The organism is Streptomyces sp. JLSY215, from assembly GCF_059682825.1.
On record NZ_CM185022.1, the window covers coordinates 8,508,714 to 8,533,146 of the forward strand.

A 24,433-nucleotide genomic window follows, 5' to 3' on the forward strand; every position below is an offset into this window, starting at 1 on the left:
AAGGCCCGCCGATGCCACCACACCACCCTGACCGGACCCGACCGGAGCCGCCCTACGCGGCCGCCTTCGCGGACCGTTACGACGACTGGTTCGCGGCACATGCCGCCACCGACGCCACGGTCGAGTTCCTGGTCTCCCTCGCCAAGGACGCCCCGCACGGACCGTTCCTCGAACTCGGCTCCGGCACCGGCAGGGTGGCCATCCCCCTCGCTTCGCTCGGGTACGCGGTGCACGGCATCGACGCCTCGGCGGAGATGACCGCGCGGCTGCACGCCAAGGCAGGAGGGGCCGATATACCGGTCACCCTCGGGGACTTCTCCGCTCCGCCCGATGCGGCGGAACGCGGAAGGCACTCCGTCGTCTACGCGGCCGGTGGCACCTTCGCTGAGCTCACCACACAGGAGGCGCAACGCCGCTGCTTCCGCTCCGCCGCCCAACACCTGCTGCCAGGAGGGCTGTTCGTCCTCGACGCGCACCTGCCCGAGGCGCTCGCCACCGTCTCCAACGGCACCCAGCCGGTGGACGCACGCAACACCGATTTCGTCCTGCGCACCCGCGCTCTCCACCCCGCGACCCAGACGTACACCTCCGACTACGTGGTCCTCGACGACGGGCGTCTTCGCCATGCGCGTGTCACCTTCCGCTACGCCTCCCCGGGCGAACTCGACCTGATGGCGGAGGCCGCCGGGCTGCGGCTGCGACGACGCTGCGGCGGCTGGTCCGGAGCCCCGTTCAAGGACACCAGCACCTACCACGTCTCCGTCTACGAGCTGCCCGCATGACCGCCCACCCCGCGCACGCGCGCGACCCGCAGCGGTACGTCGCCGCCAACCGGCGTCTGTGGGAACAGTGGACGCCCCTCAAGGCGGCCTCCGCCGATTACGACCTCGAGGGTTTCCGCACCAGCGGCGAGAGCCGGATGCGGCCGCTGGAACGGGCCGAGGTGGGCCCGGTCGAGGGCCGTAGCCTGCTCCATCTCCAGTGCCACGTCGGCCTCGACACCCTGTCCTGGGCCCGGCTCGGGGCCCGCGTCACCGGTGTCGACTTCTCCTCGGAGGCCGTACGGATCGCCCGCTCGCTCGCCGCCGACGTCGCGCCCGGCGCGACGTTCCTGGAGGCGGACGTGCTGCGGCTGCCGGACGTGCTCAAGGACACCTTCGACATCGTCTACACCTCCCACGGCGTCCTCGGCTGGCTCCCCGACCTGGATGCCTGGGCCGCCGTGGCCGCCCACCACCTTGCGCCGGGCGGCCTGCTCTACGTCTTCGAGAGCCACCCCGTTGCCTGGACGTTCGACAACACCGCAACCGCTCCCCGACTACAGCCTCGTTACTCCTATTTCGGCGAGCCGGAACCACTGGCCTTCGAGTACCGCAGCCCCTGTTCCGTCCCCGGGACCCGGATCCCGGAGGCCGAGTACGGCTGGGGCCACTCGCTCGGCGACATCGTCACCTCGCTGCTGAAGGCCGGACTCCATCTGGAATTCCTCCACGAATGGCCGTTCGTCGGCTGGCGCATGCTCCCGTTCATGCAGCGCGGTGCGGACGGCTGGTGGCGTCTGCCCGACGGCCTGCCGGCCATGCCGCTCTCCTTCTCCCTGCGCGCCCGCAGACCACACGACCCACCAGAGCCCGGCCGGTGAGCCCGGAGCCCCTCGCCCGACGCGATTCCGTACTCCCCATCCCGGAGGCCGACCCGCCCATGCGCCTTGCCTACCTGCACTCGGGAAGCATCCCCTCCGTCTACGCCAACGGGGTGCACGTCATGCGGATGTGCGACGCATTCACCGACGCCGGGCACGACGTCACCCTGTACGCCCTGCCCGGCACCGCGCCCGCCGACGACCTGTATGCCTACTACGGGACCCGTAACCGCTTCCCGGTGCGCACCGTCGCCGGACCGTCCGCCCGCCGTTCGCATCCCTGGCTGCGGGCGCTGCGCATCCGACACGCACTGCGCCGCGGCACGCCCCCCGACCTGCTGTACGGGCGCGATCTGCACGCGCTGGCCGCTTCGGTGTCGCTCGCCCCGACCGTGTACGAGACGCATCTGCTCTGGGACGACCGCCGCACACGAGCCGTCGAACGCCGGCTGTTCGGGCACCCCAACCTGCGCCGGGTGGTCTTCGTCTCGCAGGCACTCGCCGAGGACTACCGGCGTGCCTTCCCCGCACTCCGCGCCGCCGACGGGCCGGAGCTGGTGGCCGCGGCCGACTGCGCCGATCCGCCGCCGGACGGCCCGGCGGCCACGCTGCCCGGCCGCCCGGACGCGACCTCGGTCGGATACGTGGGGCACCTCTACCCCGGCCGCGGCACCGATCTCATCCTGCGGGTCGCCGAGCTGCTGCCGGAGGTGGACTTTCACCTGGTGGGCGGCACCGCCGAAGACCTCGCACACTGGCGCGCCCGTCCGCGCACACCCAATGTGTACTTCCACGGCCATCAGCCCCCGGCCCGGCTGCACCCGTACTACCGGGCCTTCGACATCGTGCTCGCTCCCTACCAGCAGCGGGTGGCGTGCTGCGGCGGCGTGGGGGACATCAGCCGCTGGGTGTCACCGATGAAGTTCTTCGAGTACATGGCGCACGGCAAGGCCATCGTGTCATCGGACCTGCCGGTGCTCAGGGAGGTGCTCGCCGACGAGGTCACCGGCGTGCTGTGTCCGTGCGACGACGTCGAGGCGTGGGTGCGGGCGGTCCGGGATCTGGCCGCGGACCCCGCACGGCGGGCGCGCCTGGGTGGCGCGGCCCGGCGGCTGGCGCGGGACGAGTACACCTGGCGGGCCCGCGTCGACCGGGTCCTGCCCGCGCTCGCCCCGGTGGACGGCGGGGGACGCTGATGCATGCGCTGGTCACCGGCGCGGCCGGTTTCATCGGTTCCCACCTGTGCGACCACCTGCTGGCCTGCGGCGACACGGTCATCGGCCTCGACGCCTTCACCGACACTTACGACCCGGCACGCAAGGCCCGCAATCTGGTGTCGGCACGCCTGCGTCCCGGCTTCACCCTGCACTGCGCGGACCTGCTCCAGGCGGACCTGGCCCCGCTGCTCGACGGTGTGGACACCGTCTTCCACCTGGCCGGCCAGCCCGGCGTACGCACCTCCTGGGGGAAGGAGTTCGCCCTCTACACCGAGCGCAACGTGCTCGCGACCCAGCGCCTCCTAGAGGCGGTCCGCGCCCGCTCCCTGCGCAAACTCGTCCACGCCTCCAGCTCGTCGGTCTACGGCGACGCCTCCTCCTTCCCGACCGCGGAGACCGTCTGCCCCCAGCCGGTTTCGCCCTACGGAGTGACCAAACTCGCCGGTGAGCGGCTGTGCGAGGTGTACCGGCAGGCGTACGGCGTACCGGCCGTGTCGCTGCGGCTGTTCACCGTGTACGGACCCAGACAACGCCCCGACATGGCGTTCGCCCGGCTCATCGCCGCTGCGGCCGCCGGCAGGCCCTTCGTCCTGTACGGCGATGGGAACCAGACCCGCGACTTCACCTCCGTACACGACGTCGTACGGGCCATGCGGGATGCCGCCGAGTCCGGGTTCACGGGGGTGGCGAACCTGGGGGGCGGAAGTGCCGTGACCCTGCACGAGGCGGTGACCGCCGTCGAACGCCTGGTGGGCCCCATCGCCCTGGTGCGCAGACCGGCGTCCGCGGGCGACGCCCGGCACACCGGCGCCGACATCCGGCTGGCGCGGGCGGCGTTCGGCTTCAGGCCCTCGGTCGGACTGCGCGAGGGACTGGCGGAGATGGCCGGACAGCATGCTCCGCCCGATCACCGTCACCGGATGGCACCCACAGGAGGCGAACCGTGGTGAAGCGGTCCGAGCCGGCGGAACGGCACCCGGCCCCGCCTCCGCCGCGCGCCGCCGACCTGCATGTCGTCGAGCCGTCCCGGCGCCCGGCCGACGCCCCGCGGGAGCACCGCGCCCCGGGTCTGAACGGCACCCTCCCGGTCCCGCTGCGCGCCGTCCTCGACGGCCGGCTGGTGCTCCTCAAAGGGGGGATGGCGCACCTCGGCGCAGGGGAGTCGTTGCTACGGCACGTTCGTGCGGCCCTCGACACGTATCTGCCGGACAGCCCGGCCGCCGACCGCCCCCTCGAGGAGCTGCACCGACACGCGGACACCGCCCTCACGGCCCGCATCCGCACCGACCTGGAAACCCGGATCCGGCCCCTCGCCGGCACGGTGCTGCGGGATTTCACGACCGCGCTGACACCCCAGCCCGGACGGACATACCTGAGCGACCACCTCGGGGTGCGCATCATGCCGCCGCGCTCCTCCATCGCCCCCGGCGGCGCCCCGGACGGCCTCGCCGGGTTCCTCACCCCGCGCGACGCCCATGTCGATTCGTGGTTCAACACACCGGTCAACTCCATCAACCTCTGGATGGCCCTGACCCGCGTGGAACGGGGCAACGGCCTGCTGTTCTACCCGCGGGCGTACCGCCGCCCGCTGCGACACGACGGCTGGGACCTGCTGCCCGGCCAGGACGTCGGCGATCCCGTGGATGTGGAGATGGACGCCCAGGACATCCTGCTGTTCGCCGGGGACCATCTGCACGCCTCACAACCGAACGACACCGATGCGACCCGCTTCGTGCTCACCAAACGCCTGTGCCTGGGGCCACCGCGCTACCCACGGCACGGCACCGGCTGGGTGCCGTACCACGATCCACGGTTCTGCGGCACACGCTGGCAACCTCTCGCATCGTGGCGCTCCCGACTCACCACCGCGGGCTTGCGGGATGCCCTGCGCACCGTGACCGGGCACCGCTGAATCCCCGAAGGGAGAGGCCATGCGCGTCCTGTTGGTCAACATGCCGTGGGCACTGGTCGAGGTGCCCTCGCTGGCCCTGGGCATCCTGGCCTCCGCGGTCCGGGCCGCCGTTCCGGACGCGGAGGTCGCGACCCTGTACGCCAATCTGGACTACCTCGACCAGGCCATGGCGGAGGGTGACTTCACCTTCGACGACTACTCCTTCTTCGCGCTGCGGACCTACGAAGAGGGCCTCGGTGACTGGGTATTCTCTTCCGCGCTCTACGACGACCCCGACTGGCACATCGACCGGTACGCCGAGCAGTTCGACCTGCCCGCCCGGACCGACCGGCTGGCCCGCCGACTGCACAGCGCCGCACCGGACTTCACCGAGCTGACGGCCCGCCGGATCCAGCGGTGGCGGCCGGACGTGGTGGGCTTCACCTCGACGTTCCAGCAGAACACCGCGGCACTGGCCGTGGCCCGCCGCCTCAAGCGGGACCTGCCGCACGTGGTGACCGTGTTCGGCGGCGCCAACTGCGAAGGAGAGCAGGGGGCGGCGCTGCACCGCAACTTCCCGTGGGTGGATGTCGTGGTGCGGGGCGAGGGCGACCTGGTCTTCCCGCACCTGCTGGAACGGCTGCGGAGGGCCCGGCCGCGCGGTCCGGCATCAGGCAGTGCGCAGCCACCCGGCCTGCCTTACCTGCCCGACCTGTCCGGACTGCCGGGCGTATGCCACCGCTCGGCCGACGGGCAGAGCGTCGTCCAGCCGCTGTCGACCGGGCCGCTGTCCCCGGCGGACATCGCCGACCCCAGCTACGACGACTACTTCGAGCGGTTCGCCCGCTCGCCGGTGGCACAGCGGGTCGCGCCCACGCTGGTGGTGGAGGGGTCGCGGGGCTGCTGGTGGGGAGAGAAGCACCACTGCACATTCTGCGGACTCAACGGATCCACCATGGAGTTCCGGGCCAAGGCGCCCGAGGCGTTCGCCCACGAGGTGATCCGGCTCGCCGAACGCCACCGGACGCTCGACTTCTGGGTCGTCGACAACATCCTCGGCCCCGCCCATCTGAACACCGCCCTGCCCCTGCTCGCGGAGGCGGGCCATGACCTCCGGATGTTCGTGGAGATCAAGTCCAACCTCCGCCTCGCCGCCCTCAGGCGCCTGGCGGCCGCCGGCATGGTGCACGTCCAGCCCGGCATCGAGAACTTGAGCAGCCGAGTGCTCTCGATCATGGACAAGGGGGTCACCGGCTGCCTCAATGTGCGCTTCCTGCGGGATGCGGAGGAAGCCGGACTGACGGTCTCATGGAACTACCTGTACGGATTTCCCGGCGAGGCGCCGGAGCACTACGACGGCGTGATCGACCAGTTCCCCGTACTGCACCACCTCCAGCCCGCACGGCATTCGGGACGCCTGCGCGTCGAGCGCTTCAGCCCCTATTTCGACCGGCCCGATCTGGGCTTCCCCGAGCTGCGCCCCGATCCGCGGTACGCGCTCGCCTACGATCTCCCCGAAGCGGAACTCCACGCCCTGGCCTACCTGTTCGAAACCCCGGAGCGAGGCATCGGCCCCGAAACGGCCACCCGTCTCGACCGCGCCCTGCGCACCTGGCAAGAGGGCCACCCGACGGCCCGCCTCACCCGGCACGACGACGGTGAGGTGATCGAACTGGTCAACACTCGACCGCACTTCCGTTGGTCGGTGCTCCGGCTCACCGACCCCTCCGAGGTGGCCGCGTTCCGGTTGCTGGACGACCCTCGTACACCGAAGGGTCTGGCCCGGCGCCTGGGCGCCGAGCAGCCTCGCGTGGAGCAGCTCCTGGACCACTGGCGCGAACTGGGCCTGCTGTTCTGCGAGAACGGCCAGGTCGTGCATGTCGTGCCGCGTGCCACCAACGCCGAACTGCTCCGCCTGCCCGTACGGAAGCCGGGCGACACCACGCTGCGGCAGCCCCGCGAGGAGGAATGCGCACAATGAAGGAGACCGCGGCCGGGTTCCTCACATGGTCACGTGACTACAGGCCTCGGCCACCGGACACAGATACCGACGCGACATGGCATACACCGCTGCCGTGCGGGCCCCTGGACGGCTGGGCCCTCGACCACTTCCGGGCAGGCGCCAGGCACGCGACCCTGCACGGAACCGTCGACCTGACCGGCGCCGCTGCCCCGGCCACCGCGGTGCGCCGCCTCGCCGTGGTACGCGAACTGACCGGCATGGGTATCCCGGTCGACTGGTCCGTACGGCTGCGAACGACCGACGACTGGAGACGGCTCGGCCATCTGACGCCGCCCCGGCACCTGCACCTGGCGGGACAACCGAAGGAGGGCGCCGGGCACGCGCTGCGGGCATGGCGGGCCGCCTACCTGCCGGGCATGTGCATCTGGCGCAAGGGGCCCGGTTTCGTCGAGATCCGCGACCACCGTGGCGATCCCGCGAGAGTGGAGCTGTTGGACGGGCCTGCGGCCCTCTCCGCACAGCACACGGCCGCAGACGGTACAACGGCCCAGGCCCTCCCGGCGGACCTGCCCGCCGACTGGCTCCGCCGGAATTGGCTCCTCGCTGTCGGCCCCCATGTCCTCTGGCTGCCGTGCCGGCCGCACCGGTGGCCCTTCCCGGCGATGCTGTTCTGACGGTCGGCCCCGCACTGATATCCGCCGGACAGGCCCTAGTCCGCCCCTCAGGCGGCGGCCTGCCCGACGCGGCCAGGGGAATCGGCGGGCGGTCGGGTCAGGTTCCACAGCCGGAGACCACAAGTGAGCGAGACGAGCGTTGAACCGACACCCGCAGCGACGAAGGCGTTCCCGGGGCCGAGCGTTTCGTTGAGCGCGGTGCCGAGCAACAGTGCCGCCACCATGGACAGCCCCCGCAGGGACGCACCGGTGGCCACGACCCGGCCGCGCCGCTCCTCGGGTGTGAGGACATGCATCAGGGCCCCACGGGTGACCAGCAGGGCACTGCTTGCGCAGCCGGCGACGACGTAGCACAGCACCGCCGCGGGCACGGTCGCCAGCAGCCCGCACAGCCCGATTGCGGCACCGGTCGCCATCTCGCACATCACCATTACCGTGGCCAGCACCGGGACACGTTCAGGGACACGGCCCATAAGGGGGGCCGCGGCGACCATCCCCACCATCCAGCAGGCGCTGACGAGCCCGTACCCGGTGTCGTCGAGACCGAGTTGGTCCTTGAGGAAGAACACCTGCGTGAGGTGGGTACTGGAGACGAACAGACCAACCGCCGCCGAGCCGACGACGAGCAGCCACAGCACTCCGCCGAAGCCCAGCGGCGACATCTGACTGCGCGGCCCCGCAGACGGACGGGCCGGATCCGGTGAGTCCGTCCGCCGCTCACCGCAGCTTTCGCGGGCCGGCCTGCCACCGCGTCGGCCGTGGAGGGCCGTGCAGCATGCGCCGAAAGCCAGGAAGCTCACCGCGTCCACCGTCATGGCCAGGTCCAGCCCGTACTGCCCGAACAGCGTGCCGCCGGCCGCGAAGCCGATTCCTCCTCCCAGCAGTATGGCCGTCCGTTGTCGGGAGGCCGCTCTGACAATGCGCCCCTTGCCGGCGAGCACCGGCAGCAGCGCGTTCAGGGCCGTCAGGTTCAGCCCCGACATGACGTTCAGCACAGCGACGGCTGCCGCGAGCTCGACGAACCCGGACGCGGACATGACACCAGCGCAGCACACTGCTGCGAGGAGGGACGCCCCTGTCAGCAGGCGCCGGCTGTCGATGGCGTCCGTCATCCGCCCTGAGAGCGGGGCGGTGGCCACCATGAGTAACGCGTTACCGGCGAGAAGGACAGTGACCGGCCACTCGCCGGGCTCGACCGCGTGGACGTGGAGCAGCACGGCACTGTTGGCGATCATGTCGCCGCACATGGTGATGCCCGATGCCGCCGAGTGGAGCGCGACATCCCGGCGAGAGACATACGCCGACTTCTGAACCGACTGCTCGATGGCACTGTGGGAACTCACCGGCCAAGACTGACCCGACGCTTTGCGGTCGCCAACCGGATGCCGACATTCGGAGGACCGACAACCAGTCTACGGAGTGACCGGCGCCGGAGCTTCCGGCAGACGGCGGGCGACGGCGGGACGTGTCGTCCCTCCCGAAAGGTCCCACCGGCCCCCGTTACGGCATGGCCCAGGGCAAGGAACTCCACGACGCCCAGGAGGCCCGTCTCTCGGCCGTCGCCCAGTGGCTCCGGCCCCGTGTCGGGTCCGGCCAACTCGCCCCATCTACCTTGCCGTTGACCGAGTTCCCTGGTCCGAACTCGACGAAGCACCGCCCGTCGGCGCCCACGGCGGTGGCGGGCTGACCTCGGCGGGGCAACAGGTGGAAGGCGCGCCGACGCTGGGCGGTCTGCGGATGGGTAGGACTGGGTGTGCGGTCGCCCCGTGGCGGCGCGCTCTACATCGCGGAGGTGCAGATGACGCAGTGTTCCGGGACGACCCCGACCCCGTACCCGATCCCACCCGCCGTCCAGGAAGCGTACGGTCCGGCCGATCTCAGCTCGATGTCCCTGTTCGGCGGGGGGTTTATCAACTTCGGCCACTGGCAGGGCATCGACCTCGACCAGCCGTTGACCGAAGACGACCGGATCAGCAGCCAGCAGGCCATGTACCGCCACGTGCTCGCCGCCTTGGCGCCCGCAGAGGGGCCGAGGACCCTGGAGGTCGGCTCCGGGCTGGGTGTCGGCTGCGCCGTTGCGCTCAAGGAGTACGGCTTCGCGCACGTCACCGGCATGGACATCCATCCGCAGCAGCTCAAACGGGCCGAACAGGCCAACGCCGATCTCTTGGCACACCGCCCCGAAAAGTTGCGCTTCGCGCAGGGCGCAGCCGAAAGCATGCCCTTCGCGGATGCAGATTTCGATTGCCTGTACAGCGTGGAAGCCGCCCAGCACTTCCGCGACCTCGACGCATTCGCCAGGGAGGCCGCACGCGTGCTGCGGCCCGGCGGCCGCGCTGTCATCGCCAGCTTCTTCGTCCCCGATGACGACCCGGCCCACCCCGAGCGGCTGGCCGCATTGCTTGACACCTACACCACCGGCCTGGACGTCGCACACAGCATTCCGGCGCTCACCAGCAGCCTCGAACGGGCCGGACTGACGGGGGTTCGTGCCACCTCGATCGGGCCTTCGGTGTGGCCTGGCTGGGACCGCTGGCTGGCTCGCATGTGGGAGCCCGGCACCTGGCCTCGCAACTTCCTGCGGGCCTACCGTGCAGGCATCCTCGACTACTTCACTGTCACCGCGCAACGGTCCATGCCATGACGTGGCCTCCAGCCTCCAGCCTCCACCCTCCAGAGCCTGTTCCTCGGCGACTCCGGACAGCGGTGGGCCTCGGTGCCGCCCCCTGGAGCAGGGGCGAATCCGAAAAACCTTGTGGCCTCGGAAGCGCTCAGAACGGGCCGGCTGCCACAGTGACGGACGGCGGATGATGCCACGAGCGGTGGGCGTCGAGGTGGAACAAGGGGAGCACCGGGCGTCGACCGGCATCAGCGCGGTGGTTCGCCCGCATGGAGACAAGACCGCGTCCGAGCCACAGCTTCCAGCACCCGAACCGACCGCTGACCTCCGTCGCTGTCAACGGCGGTGCGTCCAGGCCCCGGAACGCACTCCCAGGTGTGCCCAGTACATGCACCACCCGGGCCCACATCACCTCTGGCGCCCGCTGCGGCGCCTCACCCCCTGTCGCTGCCCGACGTCTCCACCGGATAGGGGACGTAGGTGCGTCGGTCGGGGTCGACGGCCAGTCGGCCACCGGCCGGCGGACGGGCCCGCTGTGCGCAGTCGCGGCGCTCGCAGATCCGGCAGCCGAGGCCGATCGGGGTGGCGGCCCTGGGATCGTCCAGGGCGATGCCTTCCGCGTAGACCAGTCGATGGGCGTGGCGCAGTTCGCAGCCCAGCGCGACGGCGAACTCGGCGCGTGGCGCGTGATGCCCGGCTCCGCCCCGGGTGACGGTGCGTGCCACCCAGAAGTAGCGCTTGCCGTCGGGCATTTCGGCGACCTGGGTGAGGATGCGGCCGGGGGAGGAGAACGCCTCGTACACCGTCCACAGTGGGCATGTGCCGCCGAGCCGGGAGAAGTGGAAGGCCGTGGCGGACTGTCGCTTGGAGACGTTGCCGGCGCGGTCCACCCGAAGGAACGAGAAGGGCACGCCGCGCCGGCCGGAGCGCTGGAGCGTACTGAGGCGGTGGCAGACGGTCTCGAATCCGACACCGAAGCGCGCCTGGAGCAGCTCGATGTCGTAGCGCAGCTCCTCGGCGGCGGACCGGAACACCGTGTACGGCATCAGCAGGGCCCCGGCGAAGTAGTTCGCGAGCCCGATGCGGGCCAAGGCCGTGGCCTGCGCGGAGGTCAGCCCGGCCCCGCCGACCAGAGCATCGAGCAGCGGGCCGCATTCCAACAGGGCTACCTGGGTGGCCAGTTGGAAGGCGCGTTGGCCTTCCGTCAGCCAAGGCGACAAGAACAGCAGGCGGTTCGCGCGGTCGAAGCGGCGCGCGTCCGCCGAACGTTCGGGCGCCGCCCGCACCACCGTGACGTGGTGGTGGTCGGCGAGCCTGCGTCGCAGGATGTCCGCCGCCGGGTGCGCCGAGCCGAGCCCCCATTCCTGCGCCGAGCGCTCCGCCTCGCTGTCGAGCGGCTCGATGTGGTTGTGATGGGTGTAGAAGAAGTCGCGTACCTCGTCGTGCGGCTCGGCCGGGGGCAGGGCGGCGTGCGGGGTAGCGGGGGTGTCGGCGGAGGCGGAGGCCAGCGCGGCCACCTGTTCGGAAGCGTCCCGGTAGCGCTGATGCAGGGCCACCAGCGCACGGGCCACCTCAGGATGGTCCCGGGCCACCTCGACGGCTTCCTCCGCCGACGCGGACACGCCGGTGGCCTCGTCGCCGAGTGCGGCCCGCAGGTCGGTCGCGAGGCGTTCCTCCGCGGCTTCGGAGAAGAACTCGGGGTCCACGCCGAGGACCTCGGCGATGCGCAGCAGGATCGGTGCGGTCAGCGGGCGCCGGCTGTGCTCGATCTGATTCAGATAGCTCGTCGAGATACCGAGCGAACGGGCGAGCTCGACCTGGTTCATGCCGCGCTCGGTGCGCAGCCTCCGCAGCTTGGCGTGTGCGTAGATCTTCCGTTCGGGACGCCGTGCCATGGGTGATGCGCCCCTTCCCGCTCGCGTTCCACTCGGTGCCCGCTCGGCCCCGCTCTTGTGAAGTTACCATCCGCAGATTTGGCAGAATTCGCAGCTTCGCAGGTCTCGGCCGTACGGATTTCGCAGATTGGAGCCGTCGCCAACGGTGCCGGGTGTGGGAATGATCGGTAGGGAGAACGCGAGGCCCCCAGGCGAGGGAGGCCTTCGCGAAACCGCACCCCGCGAGGAGTCCCGTGATCGACCACCAGGTACGCGTCCACCCCAGTGCCGACCGCCTGCCCCGCGAGGAGCAGCTCGCCTGGAAGCTGGCCGCCGTCGCCACCGGAACCCAGGAGCCCGCCGCGCCGGACACGGAAGCCGCGGCCATGGCGGTCAACCGGGTGATCGACAACGCTTCGGTCGCGTTCGCCGCCCTGCGCCGCCGCCCGGTCGCCGTGGCCCGCGCCCAGGCCATGACGCACACGGCCACCCCGGGCGCCTCGGTGTTCGGCGCGGAGCCGGGGTCGCGCGTGCCGCCCGAGTGGGCCGCCTGGGCCAACGGCACGGCGGTGCGTGAGCTCGACTTCCACGACACCTACCTCGCCGCCGACTACTCCCACCCCGGCGACAACATCCCGCCGCTGCTCGCCGTCGCCCAGCACACCGGACGCTCCGGGGCCGATCTGCTGCGCGGCATCATCGCCGCGTACGAGATCCACGTCGCGCTCGTGAAAGGCATCTGCCTGCACGCCCACCGCATCGACCATGTGGCGCACCTGAGCGCGGCCACCGCCTGCGGAATCGGGGCGATGCTGCGACTGCCGACGGAGACCGTGTACCAGGCCGTCGGGCAGGCGGTGCACACCACGACCGCGACCCGGCAGTCCCGCAAGGGCGAGATCTCCAGCTGGAAGGCGTTCGCCCCGGCCTTCGCCGGCAAGGCGGCGATCGAGGCCGTGGACCGGGCGATGCGCGGAGAAGGCGCACCGTCGCCGATCTACGAGGGGGAGGACGGCTTCCTCGCCTGGATGCTCGACGGTCCCCAGGCGTCGTACACCGTCTCCCTGCCGGAACCAGGCGAAACGCACCGGGCGATCCTCGACACCTACACCAAGGAACACTCCGCCGAGTACCAGGCACAGGCGATCATCGACCTCGCGCGGCGGCTGCGCGAGAAGACCGGCCCGCTCGACCGGGTGGCGTCCATCGTGCTGCACACCAGCCACCACACCCACCACGTCATCGGATCCGGCGCGAACGACCCCCAGAAGTACGACCCCACCGCCAGCCGCGAGACTCTCGACCACTCCGTGCCGTACATCTTCGCCGTCGCTCTGGAGGACGGCACCTGGCACCACGAACGCTCCTACGCGCCTGATCGCGCCCGGCGCCCGCAATCCGTGGAGCTGTGGAAGAAGATCTCCACGGTCGAGGACCCGGCGTGGACCCGCCGCTACCATGACCCCGACCCGCAGCGACGCGCCTTCGGCGGCCGGGCCGTGATCACCCTCGATGACGGCACCGCCATCGAGGACGAACTCGCCGTCGCTGACGCCCATCCGGCCGGCGCCCGGCCCTTCGGCCGTGACGGCTATACGGCCAAGTTCCGCACCCTCACCGAGGGCATCGTCGAGCCGGCCGCGCAGGACGCTTTCCTGGACGCGGCGGGCCGGCTGGCCGAGCTGGACACGCCGGGGCTCGCGGACCTGTTCCCGGCAGTCGACACCGCGGCGGTCGCCGCGTACGACGCGCGGCTCCCGAAGGGTCTGTTCTGATGCTGCACACCCACACCACACCCGCCGAGCGCCGCCGAACGCTGCGCGAACACCTCGCCTCGGGACGGCTGTTGCCGATGCCGGGGGCGATCAACCCGTACTCGGCGAAACTGATCGAGGAGCACGGGTTCAAGGCCGCCTACCTCTCCGGCGCCGTGCTCGCCGCCGAGCTGTGCCTGCCGGACATCGGTCTCACCACTTCCACGGAGATCGCCGCGCGGGCCCAGCAGGTCACCCGGGTCACCGACCTGCCGGTCCTCATCGACGCCGACACCGGCTTCGGCGCGCCCGTGAACGCTGCCCGCACCGTGCAGCTCTTCGAGGACGCGGGGCTCGCCGGGCTCCACCTGGAGGACCAGATCGGCGTCAAGCGCTGCGGCCACCTCGACGGCAAGACGCTCGTGACGCGCGACGAGATGGTGCAGCGGGTCCGTGCCGCGGCCGACGCCCGGCGCGACGAGGGTTTCCTGCTGATGGCCCGTACCGACGCCCGCGGCGTCGAGGGCCTGGGTGCCGCGATCGACCGAGCGAAGGCGTACGTCGAGGCCGGCGCGGACGCCGTATTTCCCGAAGCGCTTGCCAGTGAGGCCGAGTTCGAGGCGTTCCGCACGGCCCTCGACGTGCCGCTGCTCGCCAACATGACCGAGTTCGGCAAGGGCCCGCTGCTGACCGCCACCGCCCTGGAGAACCTCGGGTACAACATCGCCCTCTATCCCGTCACCCTGTTCCGTCTGGCCAACGGCGCCATCGAGGACGGGCTGCGGACGCTGGCCGCCGAGGGCACCCAGGAATCCCTGCTGCCCCGCATGCAGACCCGCTCCCGGCTCTACGAGGTCCTGGGCTACGAGGACTACACCGCCTTCGACTCGGCCGTCTTCGACTTCACCCTCCCGCCCGGCACCTGACCCGCCCACTCACCCGGCGCGCCCCCATAGCCGGAGCCCGCCCTCGTCGCCGGAGGTCCCCATGACCACCACCGCCTCGCCCGCCACACCGGACATCCGCCGTGGCCTCGCCGGTGTCGTCGTCGACACCACCGAGATCTCCACCGTCATCCAGGAGACGAACTCCCTGACCTACCGCGGCTATCCGGTCCAGGACCTCGCCGCCCGCTGCTCCTTCGAGGAAGTCGCCCACCTGCTCTGGTACGGAGAGCTCCCCGACGCCGGACCGCTCGGCGAATTCCGGGCCCGCGAACGCGCGTTGAGACCCCTGGACCGCACCACGGGGGACCTTCTGGCCCGGCTGCCGGAGAGCTGCCATCCCATGGACGTCCTGCGCACCGCCGTCAGCTTCTTCGGTGCCGAGGACCCCACCGAGGACGACGACAGCCCGGCCGCGAACCGGACCAAGTCCCTCGCCCTCCTGGCGAAGCTGCCGACCGTGGTCGCCGCCGACCACCGCAGGCGCCGCGGCCTCGCTCCGATCCAGCCCGACCCGTCCCTCGGCTACGCCGAGAACTTCTTCCACATGTGCTTCGGCCGGATCCCCGAGCCCGAAGTGGTCCGCTGCTTCGAGATCTCGCTCATCCTGTACGCCGAACACAGCTTCAACGCCTCGACGTTCACCGCCCGCGTCGTCACCTCCACGCTCTCCGACCTCTACAGCGCCGTCACCGCCGCCATCGGGGCCCTCAAGGGGCCGCTGCACGGCGGCGCCAACGAAGCCGTGATGCATATGCTCAACGAGATCGGTGACCCGCGCCGGGCCGAGGAGTGGCTCGATGAAGCTCTGGCCTCGAAGCGCAAGATCATGGGCTTCGGCCACCGCGTCTACAAGCACGGCGACTCTCGCGTGCCGATCATGCAGCAGGCCACCGAGCGGCTCGTCGCACACGCAGCCGACCCGGACCTCACGCGACTGGCCACCCTGCACGCCGTCCTGCGACACGCCATGATCACCCGTAAGGGCATCCACCCCAACCTGGACTACCCGGCCGGGCTCGCGTACCACCTCATGGGCTTCGGCATCCCCACCTTCACACCGATCTTCGTGATGAGCCGTATCACCGGCTGGACCGCCCACATCACCGAACAGCTCGCCCACAACGCTCTGATCCGTCCCCTGGGTGCCTACACCGGACCCGACCAGCGGACCGTGCCGGCCGTCGGACGACCACCAGCTCCACCTCGCCGATGACCTCGTCCACTGCGTCCCCGTAGGTAGCCAGGTCATCCATGGCGGGGTCCGCACGACCCCGCTGACGTCGGGCGGCGGGGCGGGGTGGACTTACTAGGACGTCCAACTATATGTTCGTGGGCAAGGCCCGCGGTGCAGGGAAGCCGGTGCGATTCCGGCGCGGTCCCGCCACTGTGACCGGGAAGTGTGCTCTTCGAGCAGGACAGGCCACTGACGGAGAAATCCGTCGGGAAGGCCGGAGGGTGCGCGCTGATCCGGGAGTCAGGATACCGGCCGCGGGGTGTTCCGTGTTGTCCACGAGGATGGAGCAGACACGCATGGCACCGGTCCGTACCCACGACCCAGGTGATCCGGCGGAGCAAGCGGTGGCCCACGCCAACCCCTAGCTCCGCGACGGCTCTTCGGCCTTCGCGTCCCACGGCCTGCCCGTACACGCACCCCACCGGGTGCGCTCTTCGGCCCGCCGTGCCATCCCCGGATCGCACCTGACGAGAGCAGGCTCTCATGGTCCGTGAACTGACACATTTCATCGGCGGCAAGCACACCCCGGGAACCTCGGGGCTCTTCGCCGACGTATACGACCCCAACACCGGTTCGGTCCAGGCCCGGGTCCCGCTGGCCGGCCCGGCCGACACCGAGCAGGCGATCGCCGACGCCGAGTCGGCGCAGCAGGAGTGGGGCGAGTGGAATCCCCAGCGCCGCGCCCGGGTGCTGCTGAAATTCCTCCAACTCGTCGACGGAGAGCGGGAGTCACTGGCCCGGATGCTCTCCGCCGAACACGGCAAGACCGTCGCCGACGCGCATGGTGACCTTCAGCGTGGCCTGGAGGTCGTGGAGTTCGCCGCGGGGATCCCGCATCTGCTCAAGGGGGAGTTCACCGACAACGCAGGTAGCGGCATAGACGTCCATTCGCTGCGTCGTCCGCTCGGTGTCGTCGCCGGTATCACCCCGTTCAACTTCCCCGCGATGATCCCGTTGTGGAAGGCGGCCCCGGCCATTGCCTGCGGGAACGCCTTCATCCTCAAGCCGTCGGAGCGCGATCCGTCCGTACCGCTGCGCCTCGCGGAACTCTTCCTTGAGGCCGGCCTGCCACCCGGCGTGCTGAACGTCGTCAACGGCGGCAAGGAGGCGGTCGACACCCTCCTCGCGGACCCGCGTGTGCAAGCGGTCGGTTTCGTCGGCTCCACCCCGATCGCCGCCGACATCTACGCCACCGCCGCTCGGCACGGCAAGCGCGCCCAGTGCTTCGGGGGCGCCAAGAACCACATGATCGTGATGCCGGACGCCGACCTCGACCAGGCCGTGGACGCGCTGATCGGCGCCGGGTACGGATCGGCCGGCGAACGCTGCATGGCGATCTCCGTCGCCGTTCCCGTGGGCGAGGACACCGCCGACCGGTTGGTCGCCCGCCTCAAGGACCGTATCGCCACGCTACGGATCGGTGCCTCCGACGACCCGGACGCCGATTTCGGTCCGCTGGTGAGCCGGGACACCCTCGACCGCGTACGCCGCTACGTCGACATCGGCGTCAACGAAGGCGCCGAACTCGTCGTCGATGGGCGCGACTTCACCCTGCCCGGGTATGAGAACGGCTTCTTCGCCGGTGCCTCGCTCTTCGACCGGGTCGCCCCGGCGATGCGGATCTACCGGGAGGAGATCTTCGGCCCGGTCCTCTGCGTGGTGCGCGCTGCCGACTACGAGGAGGCACTACGGCTGCCCAGCGAGCACCCGTACGGCAACGGAGTGGCGATCTTCACGCGCGACGGCGACACCGCCCGCGACTTCACCCGCCGGGTCAACACCGGCATGGTCGGCGTCAACGTACCGATTCCGGTCCCCGTCGCCTACCACACCTTCGGCGGCTGGAAGCGTTCGGGATTCGGCGACCTCAACCAGCACGGCCCCGACGCCATCCGCTTCTACACCCGCACCAAGACCGTCACCTCGCGCTGGCCCTCCGGGGTCAAGGAAGGCGCGAGCTTCACCATCCCGACGATGGGATGAGCCCGATGAACAGCACTCTCACCAAGGACCAGCTCGCCCTGGCCGAAGTCACCCTCGACTTCACCGAGGAACACCTCACGCCGCACGCCCTCGCCTGGGACCGCGACAAGCACTTCCCCGTCGATGTCCTGCGCAAGGCCGCCGGCCTCGGCCTCGGCGGTGTCTACGTACGCGAGGAATCCGGCGGCTCCGGCCTCAGCCGCGGCGACGGGGTCCTCGTCTTCGAAGTCCTGGCGACCGGCTGCCCGTCCATCGCCGGCTATCTCTCCATCCACAACATGGTCGCCTGGATGATCGACCGGTACGGCGACGAGTCCCAACGCGCCCGCTGGCTCCCGGATCTGTGCTCCATGGAGGCGCTGGGCAGCTACTGCCTGACCGAACCGGGCGCCGGTTCGGACGCCGCGGCACTGCGCACCCGCGCCGAACGCGACGGCGACCACTACGTCCTGAACGGCGTCAAGCAGTTCATCTCCGGAGCGGGCGCCTCACAGGTCTATGTCGTGATGGCCCGCACCGGCCGGACCGGCCACGACGGGATCTCCGCGTTCGTCGTCGAACGGGACGACCCAGGGCTGTCCTTCGGCCCCAACGAGCAGAAGATGGGCTGGAACGCCCAGCCCACCCGACAGGTGATCCTCGACGACGTACGCATCCCCGCCGACCGCCTCCTCGGGGCCGAGGGCGAGGGCTTCCGCATCGCCATGTCGGGCCTCAACGGCGGCCGCCTCGGGATCGCCGCCTGCTCGCTCGGCGGTGCGCGGAGCGCACTGCACCGCAGCCTGTCCTACCTCGCCGACCGTGAGGCGTTCGGTGCTCCTCTCCTGGAGGCGCAGGCGCTCCGGTTCCGGCTCGCCGACATGGCGACCGAGCTGGCCGCCGCCCGCGCTCTGGTGCGGCAGGCGGCCGACGCGCTGGACCGCGACGATCCGCAGGCGCCGCAGCAGTGCGCGATGGCCAAGCGGTTCGCCACGGACACCGGCTATTCCGTCGCCGACCGGGCACTGCAGCTGCACGGTGGCTACGGCTATCTCAGCGAGTACGGCATCGAAAAGATCGTCCGGGACCTCCGCGTCCACCAGATCCTCGAAGGGACGAACGAGATCATGCGCGTCATCGTTGCCCGCGGGCTCGCGGAGGCCGTCCGATGAGCGGACACCAGGACACCGTACTGACGAGCGTCGAGGGCCGCACGGGGCGTATCACCCTGAACCGGCCTCGGGCCCTCAACGCCCTCACCCACGAGATGGTGCGCGGGATCGCTGCCGCCCTCAACCAATGGGAACACGATCCGGCGGTCGAGACCGTGGTGATCACCGGGGCCGGAGCGCGCGGTCTGTGCGCCGGCGGTGACATCCGTGGGATCTACGAGGACGCACGCGTAGGCGGCGGCGATGCCTCGGCCGCCTTCTGGCGCGACGAGTACCGGCTCAATTCCCGGATCGCCCGCTATCCCAAGCCCTACGTGGCCTTCATGGACGGCATCGTGATGGGCGGTGGAGTCGGCGTCTCGGCGCACGGCAGCGTACGCATCGTCACCGAACGCTCCCGGATCGCCATGCCGGAGACCGGCATCGGCTTCGTGCCCGATGTGGGCGGAACCTATCTACTGGCCCTGGCGCCGGGGGAGTTGGGCACCCATCTGGCACTGACCGGGACGGCCGTGGGAGCTGCGGACGCGCTGCTGTGCGGGCTCGCCGATCACTTCGTCCCGGCGGACCGGCTGCCGGAACTGCTCAAGGCCCTCGCCACGAGGACGGTGACCGACGTACTCCCCTCATTCGTAGGCGAGGCGCCGCCCGGCGAACTGGCCGCGAACCAGGAGTGGATCGACCACTGTTACGCCGCCGGCTCCGTCGAGGAGATCGTGAACCGGCTCCTCGGGAGCGGTGCCCCGGCCGCGAAGGCGGCAGCCGAATCGGTGCTCGCCCAATCGCCCACCGCGCTGAAGGTCACGCTGGCCGCGATGCGCACGGCGCGCGGCCTGGGACCGCTGGAGGCAGTCCTTGAACAGGAGTACCGCGTCTCGTGCGCGGCGCTGTCCGCACCGGACCTGGTGGAGGGCATCCGTGCGCAGGTGATCGACAAGGACCGCGCGCCGCGCTGGTCGCCCGCCACCCTCACCGAGGTGACGGACGACGACGTGGCCCGCTTCTTCGCCCCCCTCGGTGACCGGGAGCTGACCCTGATCACCGGCGACTCCCCGCAGGAGGTTCCGTGGTGAGCAAGGTCATCGCCTTCATCGGGCTCGGTCACATGGGTGGCCCCATGGCCGCCAACCTCGTGAAGGCCGGGCACCGAGTCCTCGGCTACGACCTGGCGGCGGACTCGCTGGCGGCGGCCACCACGGCAGGCATCGAGGCCGCCGGGTCGGCTGCGGCGGCCGCGACCGGCGCGGACGTGGTGATCACCATGCTCCCCGCAGGCCGGCATGTCCTCGCGCTCTACCGCGACGAGGGCCTGCTCGCAGCGGCCAGGCCGAGCACGCTGTTCATCGACTGCTCCACCATCGACGTCGCGGACGCCCGCACCGCTCACGCGGCTGCCACCGCTGCCGGCCACCGGGCATTGGACGCACCGGTCTCGGGCGGCGTGGTGGGAGCCGAGGCGGCGACGCTGACGTTCATGGCGGGTGGCGGCGCGGCCGAGTTCGCCGAGGCCGAGCCCCTGCTGTCCGCGATGGGCAAGAAGGCAGTCCACTGCGGTGCCGCGGGGGCCGGACAGGCGGCGAAGATCTGCAACAACATGATCCTCGGCATCTCGATGATCGCCGTCAGCGAGGCATTCGTCCTCGGCGAGAGCCTGGGCCTGTCCCACCAGGCGCTCTTCGACGTGGCCTCCACCGCGTCCGGCCAGTGCTGGGCCCTGACCGTCAACTGCCCCGTGCCGGGCCCCGTCCCCACCAGCCCAGCCAACCGCGACTACCTCCCCGGCTTCGCCGCACCGCTGATGGCCAAGGACCTCGGCCTGGCCGCCAATGCGGTCCGTGCGGGCGGAGTGCGTGCCGAACTCGGCCTGAAAGCAGCGGAGTTGTATGCCGCCTATGCAGCGGGAACCGGGGCTGACGAGGACTTCTCCGGGATCCTGCGGACCCTGCGGGACGAAGTGGCGGGCGAGCCCGGAGCCGGACCCAGGAGCGATGCGAAAGGCGGCACCCCCGCATGACCCACCCCTACGACACGACGTTCAAAACCATCCTCGTCGAACGCAAGGGCCGCACGGCCCTGGTGACCCTCAACCGCCCCAAGGCGCTCAACGCCCTCAGCCTGGAGGTGATGACGGAGGTCGTCGCGGCCACCGAAGTCCTGGACCGGGATCCGGACGTCGGCTGCATCGTCCTCACCGGCTCGGCGAAGGCGTTCGCGGCCGGCGCCGACATCAAGGAGATGGCCCCGCAGGGCTACCTCGACATGTACCTGAGCGACTGGTTCACCGCCTGGGACCGGCTCGGACAGCTGCGCACCCCGACGGTCGCGGCGGTCTCCGGCTTCGCGCTGGGCGGCGGGTGCGAACTGGCCATGCTCTGCGACATCCTGCTGGCCGCCGACACCGCCGTCTTCGGGCAGCCCGAGATCAAGCTGGGCGTCATCCCGGGCATCGGCGGCTCCCAGCGGCTGACGCGCGCCGTGGGCAAGGCCAAGGCGATGGAGATGTGTCTGACCGGCCGCACCATGGACGCCACCGAGGCGGAGCGAGCCGGGCTGGTCTCTCGGGTCGTCCCAGCGGCTGACCTGCTCGGCGAGGCCCTCGCGGTCGCCGAGACCGTCGCGGGGATGTCGCTGCCCGTCGCGATGATGGCGAAGGAGGCGGTCTCCCGGGCCTTCGAGACGACTCTCGCCGAGGGAGTCCGTTTTGAACGGCGCCTGTTCCACGCCGTGTTCGCGACCGCGGACCAGAAGGAGGGCATGAGCGCCTTCGTCGACAAGCGGCCGCCGGACTTCGTCCACCGCTGAGCGGAGACGGGGCCGTGTTCGGGGTGAGCCGCTGTCTCCGGAGACAGCGGCTCACCCCTGAGTCCGTGCGGGCTCGGTGCTCTCGTCACCGGCAGCCCGACGGGCCCGGGAGCCCGGCGTGCCGGTGAGGCGCACCAGGTCCGCGCGCGGCGGGCACACGTTCGCCCGTATGTAGGAGAGCATCGTCGAGCAACCGCCGGTCGGGGCCCGCGGACCGCACCGGTGGTGGCGGTCGGCAGGTCAGGTTTGAGGTGACAGACCGTCGTCCACTGGCACGTTCTGGGCTTCCAGCGTGATGCCGGAGTTCCTGGCCTGCTCGAGGATCAAGGACGCGAAGTCTTCTTCGAGGTGCCCCGCGCCGACGGCCCCCGCGACGAGCTGAGCGGTGGCGGCGGCGAGTGGCATCGGGACCTCCAGCTCGCGGGCCGCGGAGAGCCCAAGGTCGAAATCCTTGCGCAGCAGCGGCATGGTGAACGTCGGCTCGAAGTCCAGGTTGACCAGCGCGGGCGACTTGTAACGGGTGAAGACCGAGCCCATCACGGAGTCGTTGAGGAATTCCAGGAACGCGGCGCGGCTGACACCGCCCTTCTCCGCGAGGATGGTGATCTCGGCGAGCGACTGGGTGACGACGCCGAGGAAGACGTTGTGCGCGATCTTGACGAGACGGGCGGCTTCGCCCTCGCCGACGTAGGTCACCCCCCGTCCCAGCACTGCCAGCAACGGTTCAACCCGGCCGAACACCTCGGGTGAGCCGGAGACCGCGACCGTCAGCTTGCCCGCGGCGACCACCTTCGGGTTCCCGCTCACTGTGGCGGCCAGGAAGTCGGTCCCGCGCTTGGCGGCTTCGTTCCGGATCAGCGCGGACACCTGGCTGGACACCGTGGAGCAGTCGATCACCACCTCCGGCGCGGTATCCGACGAGGTCAGCATGCCGCCGGGGCCCGTGGTGACCGCCTCCAGGGCGGCCGAGGCGGTCACCATGGTGAAGACGACGTCCCGGTCGGCCAGATCAGCCGGCCGGTCGGCGATCGTCGCTCCCCGTTCAGCCAGCGGTTCGGCCTTGGCGCGGGTCCTGTTGTAGACGGCTACGTCGTGCCCCGCGTCCAGCAGGCGGGCAGCCAGCTGGAAGCCCATGCGGCCGACACCGACCCAGCCGATACGCCGGCGGTCCTGGGCGGCAAGCGTCATTTTTCTGTACCTCAATCCTGGACGACGACTCGACCGGTGCGGCCCCGCAGTCGACCGGCCGGAGGGGGGTATACGACCGGCAAGGGCCGATGAGCAACGATTCGCAGGCGGACTACGACGGTGGCTTCCTCAGGTAGTCGACGGCGGCGAGGTCGTCGTTGTCGTGACCGGCGGCGACGGTTGCTTCCAGGCGGTCGCGGACGGCTTGGAGCAGAGGGCTGGGGGCGGCGGCCGCCGCGGCCAGTTCGATGTCCTTCAGGGCGAGTTGCACCGCGAATCCGGGCGCGTATGAGGCGTCGTCCATGACGCGCACTTTCTGCAACTCGTACGGCATGGCGAGCGGGCCCGCCTCGAGCACCCGGACGAACGTCGCGTGGTCGACGCCGAGATCGTCGCACAGTGCAAGGACATCGCTCATGGCGACCGTCGAGGCAGCCATCCAGGCGTTGACCGCGAGCTTGACGGCGTTTCCCTCGACCCCCGTCCCGACGTGGAGCACGGACGAACCGAGATCGTCGAGCAGCGGACGCGCCCGTCCAAGGACGTCCTCGGAACCGGCAACCAGCCAGACAAGCTTGCCCTCCCGTGCGGGAGCGGTGCTTCCCGAGACCGGTGCATCGAGGTACGCAACATCGTGATCACGAGCCAGACCGGCCAGCGCGTCGGCGTTCCGTGGCCCTACCGTGCTCGCCTGTACCCAGACGGCGTCGTCGTCGAGCCGGCCGATGGCATCTGACATGACCTCCGCGACCGCATCGCCGTCACGGAGTACCGTGATGACGACGGACGCGCCGGAGACCGCATCGCCCACCGCGCTCGCTGCCGTGACCCCGGTAGCGCGCTCCGCCACCGCACGGGCCCTCTCCTCCGTACGGTTCCACAGCCGAACCTCGTGGCCACGATCTCCGAGCCGCATCGCCATTGCGGAGCCGAGTGCGCCTGCTCCGAGAACGGCGACGGTGGAAGGGTGAGACATGGGAGCTCCCTTTCTGTTCCCCTCATCCATCTTCCGCTGGCACCCGGGTCTTCCCCGGTAAGGAAACGCAGCGCCCTTCACGATCAGTAAGCCGAACATCGGCGGGTCAGGCAGGACGGCGGCGTCCCGCCGGCCTGGTCCCCGCCCCGCTCGCGTTCCTCCACCCTGCGCAATGCCGCAACCGCCCACCGAGCGCACTCGCATCGGCGCCGCCGGGCTCGAGACCTGCGACAGCCACCTTCGGGCAGTGACTTCGCGGAAGCAGGACGGGCGGTTCCCTTTTCACCTCCCGAGCGCTGCTTCGCGTGACGTGCACCACGCTTGGCCCGCTGGCCGGCGCAGTATCCTTCCTGCCATGCTCCTGCTCGTTCGACGCCGCCACGTGGACCTCCTCCGCGTCACGAGCATGTCCTGTCGACGCTCCGGCTGACTTCCGCTCCGCCCGCCCGGCCCTTCCGCGCAGGCGGTCTTCCCTCTGCACATCTGCCCGGCCTCGCGGCCCGCCCTACCCGGGTCT

General features: G+C 70.6%; 20 protein-coding genes and 1 riboswitch. Of the genes, 16 read left to right on the forward strand and 4 right to left on the reverse strand.

The annotated features are described in order from the left end of the window. Nucleotides 1-11 precede the first annotated feature (11 nt). From AC5677_RS37435 to AC5677_RS37465, 7 genes are read left to right on the forward strand one after another with little or no spacing between them, the layout of a single operon-like run. Nucleotides 12-782, forward strand: a complete 771-nt coding sequence (locus AC5677_RS37435; protein ID WP_497192342.1) for a class I SAM-dependent DNA methyltransferase — start codon at nt 12-14, stop codon at nt 780-782. Further along, nucleotides 779-1,642, forward strand: coding sequence for a class I SAM-dependent methyltransferase (locus tag AC5677_RS37440; protein ID WP_497192343.1), 864 nt, complete (start codon nt 779-781; stop codon nt 1,640-1,642). The genes AC5677_RS37435 and AC5677_RS37440 overlap by 4 nt, the downstream gene beginning before the upstream one ends. Next, nucleotides 1,639-2,838 (forward strand): glycosyltransferase family 4 protein, encoded by a 1,200-nt coding sequence (locus tag AC5677_RS37445; protein WP_497192344.1) that lies wholly within the window; start codon nt 1,639-1,641, stop codon nt 2,836-2,838. Before AC5677_RS37440 ends, AC5677_RS37445 begins: the two co-directional genes overlap by 4 nt. Next, entirely contained in the window at nt 2,838-3,809 is a 972-nt protein-coding gene (locus tag AC5677_RS37450; RefSeq protein WP_497192345.1) for an NAD-dependent epimerase/dehydratase family protein, read from the forward strand. Before AC5677_RS37445 ends, AC5677_RS37450 begins: the two co-directional genes overlap by 1 nt. Beyond that, entirely contained in the window at nt 3,803-4,771 is a 969-nt protein-coding gene (locus AC5677_RS37455) for a phytanoyl-CoA dioxygenase family protein (RefSeq protein WP_497192346.1), read from the forward strand. The genes AC5677_RS37450 and AC5677_RS37455 overlap by 7 nt, the downstream gene beginning before the upstream one ends. A 19-nt stretch (nt 4,772-4,790) precedes the next feature. After that, the gene (locus AC5677_RS37460) at nt 4,791-6,731 is read left to right on the forward strand and encodes a RiPP maturation radical SAM C-methyltransferase (protein ID WP_497192347.1); all 1,941 of its coding nucleotides are present in this window, start codon (nt 4,791-4,793) and stop codon (nt 6,729-6,731) included. Further along, nucleotides 6,719-7,387, forward strand: a complete 669-nt coding sequence (locus AC5677_RS37465; protein ID WP_497192348.1) for a DUF5825 family protein — start codon at nt 6,719-6,721, stop codon at nt 7,385-7,387. The genes AC5677_RS37460 and AC5677_RS37465 overlap by 13 nt, the downstream gene beginning before the upstream one ends. Before the next feature lie 47 nt (nt 7,388-7,434). Here AC5677_RS37465 and AC5677_RS37470 read toward each other — a convergent pair whose 3' ends face one another. Continuing rightward, on the reverse strand, nt 7,435-8,634 hold the full coding sequence (locus AC5677_RS37470; RefSeq protein WP_497192349.1) for an MFS transporter: 1,200 nt from the start codon (nt 8,632-8,634) through the stop codon (nt 7,435-7,437). Nucleotides 8,635-9,185: 551 nt separating this feature from the next. Here AC5677_RS37470 and AC5677_RS37475 point away from each other — a divergent pair. Then, a complete protein-coding gene (locus tag AC5677_RS37475; protein WP_497196901.1) occupies nt 9,186-10,031 on the forward strand; it encodes a class I SAM-dependent methyltransferase in 846 nt (281 codons plus the stop codon). 410 nt (nt 10,032-10,441) lie between these two features. Here AC5677_RS37475 and AC5677_RS37480 read toward each other — a convergent pair whose 3' ends face one another. Further along, a complete protein-coding gene (locus AC5677_RS37480) occupies nt 10,442-11,902 on the reverse strand; it encodes a short-chain fatty acyl-CoA regulator family protein (RefSeq protein WP_497192350.1) in 1,461 nt (486 codons plus the stop codon). A gap of 233 nt (nt 11,903-12,135) precedes the next feature. Between AC5677_RS37480 and AC5677_RS37485 the strand changes: the two genes are divergently transcribed. The 8 genes from AC5677_RS37485 to AC5677_RS37520 all read left to right on the forward strand — a co-directional run bounded on the left by AC5677_RS37485 (nt 12,136) and on the right by AC5677_RS37520 (nt 21,752). Then, nucleotides 12,136-13,656, forward strand: coding sequence for an MmgE/PrpD family protein (locus AC5677_RS37485; RefSeq protein WP_497192351.1), 1,521 nt, complete (start codon nt 12,136-12,138; stop codon nt 13,654-13,656). Then, nucleotides 13,656-14,561 (forward strand): methylisocitrate lyase, encoded by a 906-nt coding sequence (gene prpB / locus AC5677_RS37490; RefSeq protein ID WP_497192352.1) that lies wholly within the window; start codon nt 13,656-13,658, stop codon nt 14,559-14,561. Before AC5677_RS37485 ends, prpB begins: the two co-directional genes overlap by 1 nt. A 61-nt stretch (nt 14,562-14,622) precedes the next feature. Further along, nucleotides 14,623-15,795 (forward strand): bifunctional 2-methylcitrate synthase/citrate synthase, encoded by a 1,173-nt coding sequence (locus tag AC5677_RS37495; protein WP_497192353.1) that lies wholly within the window; start codon nt 14,623-14,625, stop codon nt 15,793-15,795. 113 nt (nt 15,796-15,908) lie between these two features. After that, nucleotides 15,909-16,087, forward strand: a riboswitch (cobalamin riboswitch). Between the two features lie 212 nt (nt 16,088-16,299). Then, nucleotides 16,300-17,799: a CoA-acylating methylmalonate-semialdehyde dehydrogenase gene (locus AC5677_RS37500; RefSeq protein ID WP_497192354.1), complete on the forward strand. Its 1,500-nt coding sequence runs from the start codon at nt 16,300-16,302 to the stop codon at nt 17,797-17,799. Nucleotides 17,800-17,804: 5 nt separating this feature from the next. Further along, complete coding sequence (locus tag AC5677_RS37505; RefSeq protein WP_497192355.1) at nt 17,805-18,950, forward strand: acyl-CoA dehydrogenase family protein; 1,146 nt, start codon at nt 17,805-17,807, stop codon at nt 18,948-18,950. Next, on the forward strand, nt 18,947-20,023 hold the full coding sequence (locus AC5677_RS37510) for an enoyl-CoA hydratase/isomerase family protein (RefSeq protein ID WP_497192356.1): 1,077 nt from the start codon (nt 18,947-18,949) through the stop codon (nt 20,021-20,023). The genes AC5677_RS37505 and AC5677_RS37510 overlap by 4 nt, the downstream gene beginning before the upstream one ends. After that, a complete protein-coding gene (mmsB, locus tag AC5677_RS37515; protein ID WP_497196902.1) occupies nt 20,020-20,964 on the forward strand; it encodes a 3-hydroxyisobutyrate dehydrogenase in 945 nt (314 codons plus the stop codon). Before AC5677_RS37510 ends, mmsB begins: the two co-directional genes overlap by 4 nt. Next, nucleotides 20,961-21,752, forward strand: coding sequence for an enoyl-CoA hydratase (locus AC5677_RS37520; protein WP_497192357.1), 792 nt, complete (start codon nt 20,961-20,963; stop codon nt 21,750-21,752). Before mmsB ends, AC5677_RS37520 begins: the two co-directional genes overlap by 4 nt. A gap of 240 nt (nt 21,753-21,992) precedes the next feature. Here the strand turns inward: AC5677_RS37520 and AC5677_RS37525 are convergent, their stop codons facing one another. Both AC5677_RS37525 and AC5677_RS37530 read right to left on the reverse strand, forming a co-directional pair. Next, nucleotides 21,993-22,940, reverse strand: coding sequence for an NAD(P)-dependent oxidoreductase (locus AC5677_RS37525; protein WP_497192358.1), 948 nt, complete (start codon nt 22,938-22,940; stop codon nt 21,993-21,995). Nucleotides 22,941-23,052: 112 nt separating this feature from the next. Continuing rightward, a complete protein-coding gene (locus AC5677_RS37530) occupies nt 23,053-24,120 on the reverse strand; it encodes an NAD(P)-dependent oxidoreductase (RefSeq protein WP_497192359.1) in 1,068 nt (355 codons plus the stop codon). Between the last annotated feature and the right edge of the window lie 313 nt (nt 24,121-24,433).

What these genes read in the sequence shown, in the direction of transcription:
- AC5677_RS37435 (WP_497192342.1), top strand. Translation starts at nt 12, where the DNA reads ATGCCACCACACCACCCTGACCGGACCCGACCGGAGCCGCCCTACGCG.
- AC5677_RS37440 (WP_497192343.1), top strand. Translation starts at nt 779, where the DNA reads ATGACCGCCCACCCCGCGCACGCGCGCGACCCGCAGCGGTACGTCGCC.
- AC5677_RS37450 (WP_497192345.1), top strand. Translation starts at nt 2,838, where the DNA reads ATGCATGCGCTGGTCACCGGCGCGGCCGGTTTCATCGGTTCCCACCTG.
- AC5677_RS37460 (WP_497192347.1), top strand. Translation starts at nt 4,791, where the DNA reads ATGCGCGTCCTGTTGGTCAACATGCCGTGGGCACTGGTCGAGGTGCCC.
- AC5677_RS37465 (WP_497192348.1), top strand. Translation starts at nt 6,719, where the DNA reads ATGCGCACAATGAAGGAGACCGCGGCCGGGTTCCTCACATGGTCACGT.
- AC5677_RS37470 (WP_497192349.1), bottom strand. Translation starts at nt 8,634, where the DNA reads ATGTGCGGCGACATGATCGCCAACAGTGCCGTGCTGCTCCACGTCCAC.
- AC5677_RS37475 (WP_497196901.1), top strand. Translation starts at nt 9,186, where the DNA reads ATGACGCAGTGTTCCGGGACGACCCCGACCCCGTACCCGATCCCACCC.
- AC5677_RS37480 (WP_497192350.1), bottom strand. Translation starts at nt 11,902, where the DNA reads ATGGCACGGCGTCCCGAACGGAAGATCTACGCACACGCCAAGCTGCGG.
- prpB (WP_497192352.1), top strand. Translation starts at nt 13,656, where the DNA reads ATGCTGCACACCCACACCACACCCGCCGAGCGCCGCCGAACGCTGCGC.
- AC5677_RS37495 (WP_497192353.1), top strand. Translation starts at nt 14,623, where the DNA reads ATGACCACCACCGCCTCGCCCGCCACACCGGACATCCGCCGTGGCCTC.
- AC5677_RS37500 (WP_497192354.1), top strand. Translation starts at nt 16,300, where the DNA reads ATGGTCCGTGAACTGACACATTTCATCGGCGGCAAGCACACCCCGGGA.
- AC5677_RS37505 (WP_497192355.1), top strand. Translation starts at nt 17,805, where the DNA reads ATGAACAGCACTCTCACCAAGGACCAGCTCGCCCTGGCCGAAGTCACC.
- AC5677_RS37510 (WP_497192356.1), top strand. Translation starts at nt 18,947, where the DNA reads ATGAGCGGACACCAGGACACCGTACTGACGAGCGTCGAGGGCCGCACG.
- AC5677_RS37520 (WP_497192357.1), top strand. Translation starts at nt 20,961, where the DNA reads ATGACCCACCCCTACGACACGACGTTCAAAACCATCCTCGTCGAACGC.
- AC5677_RS37525 (WP_497192358.1), bottom strand. Translation starts at nt 22,940, where the DNA reads ATGACGCTTGCCGCCCAGGACCGCCGGCGTATCGGCTGGGTCGGTGTC.
- AC5677_RS37530 (WP_497192359.1), bottom strand. Translation starts at nt 24,120, where the DNA reads ATGCGAGTGCGCTCGGTGGGCGGTTGCGGCATTGCGCAGGGTGGAGGA.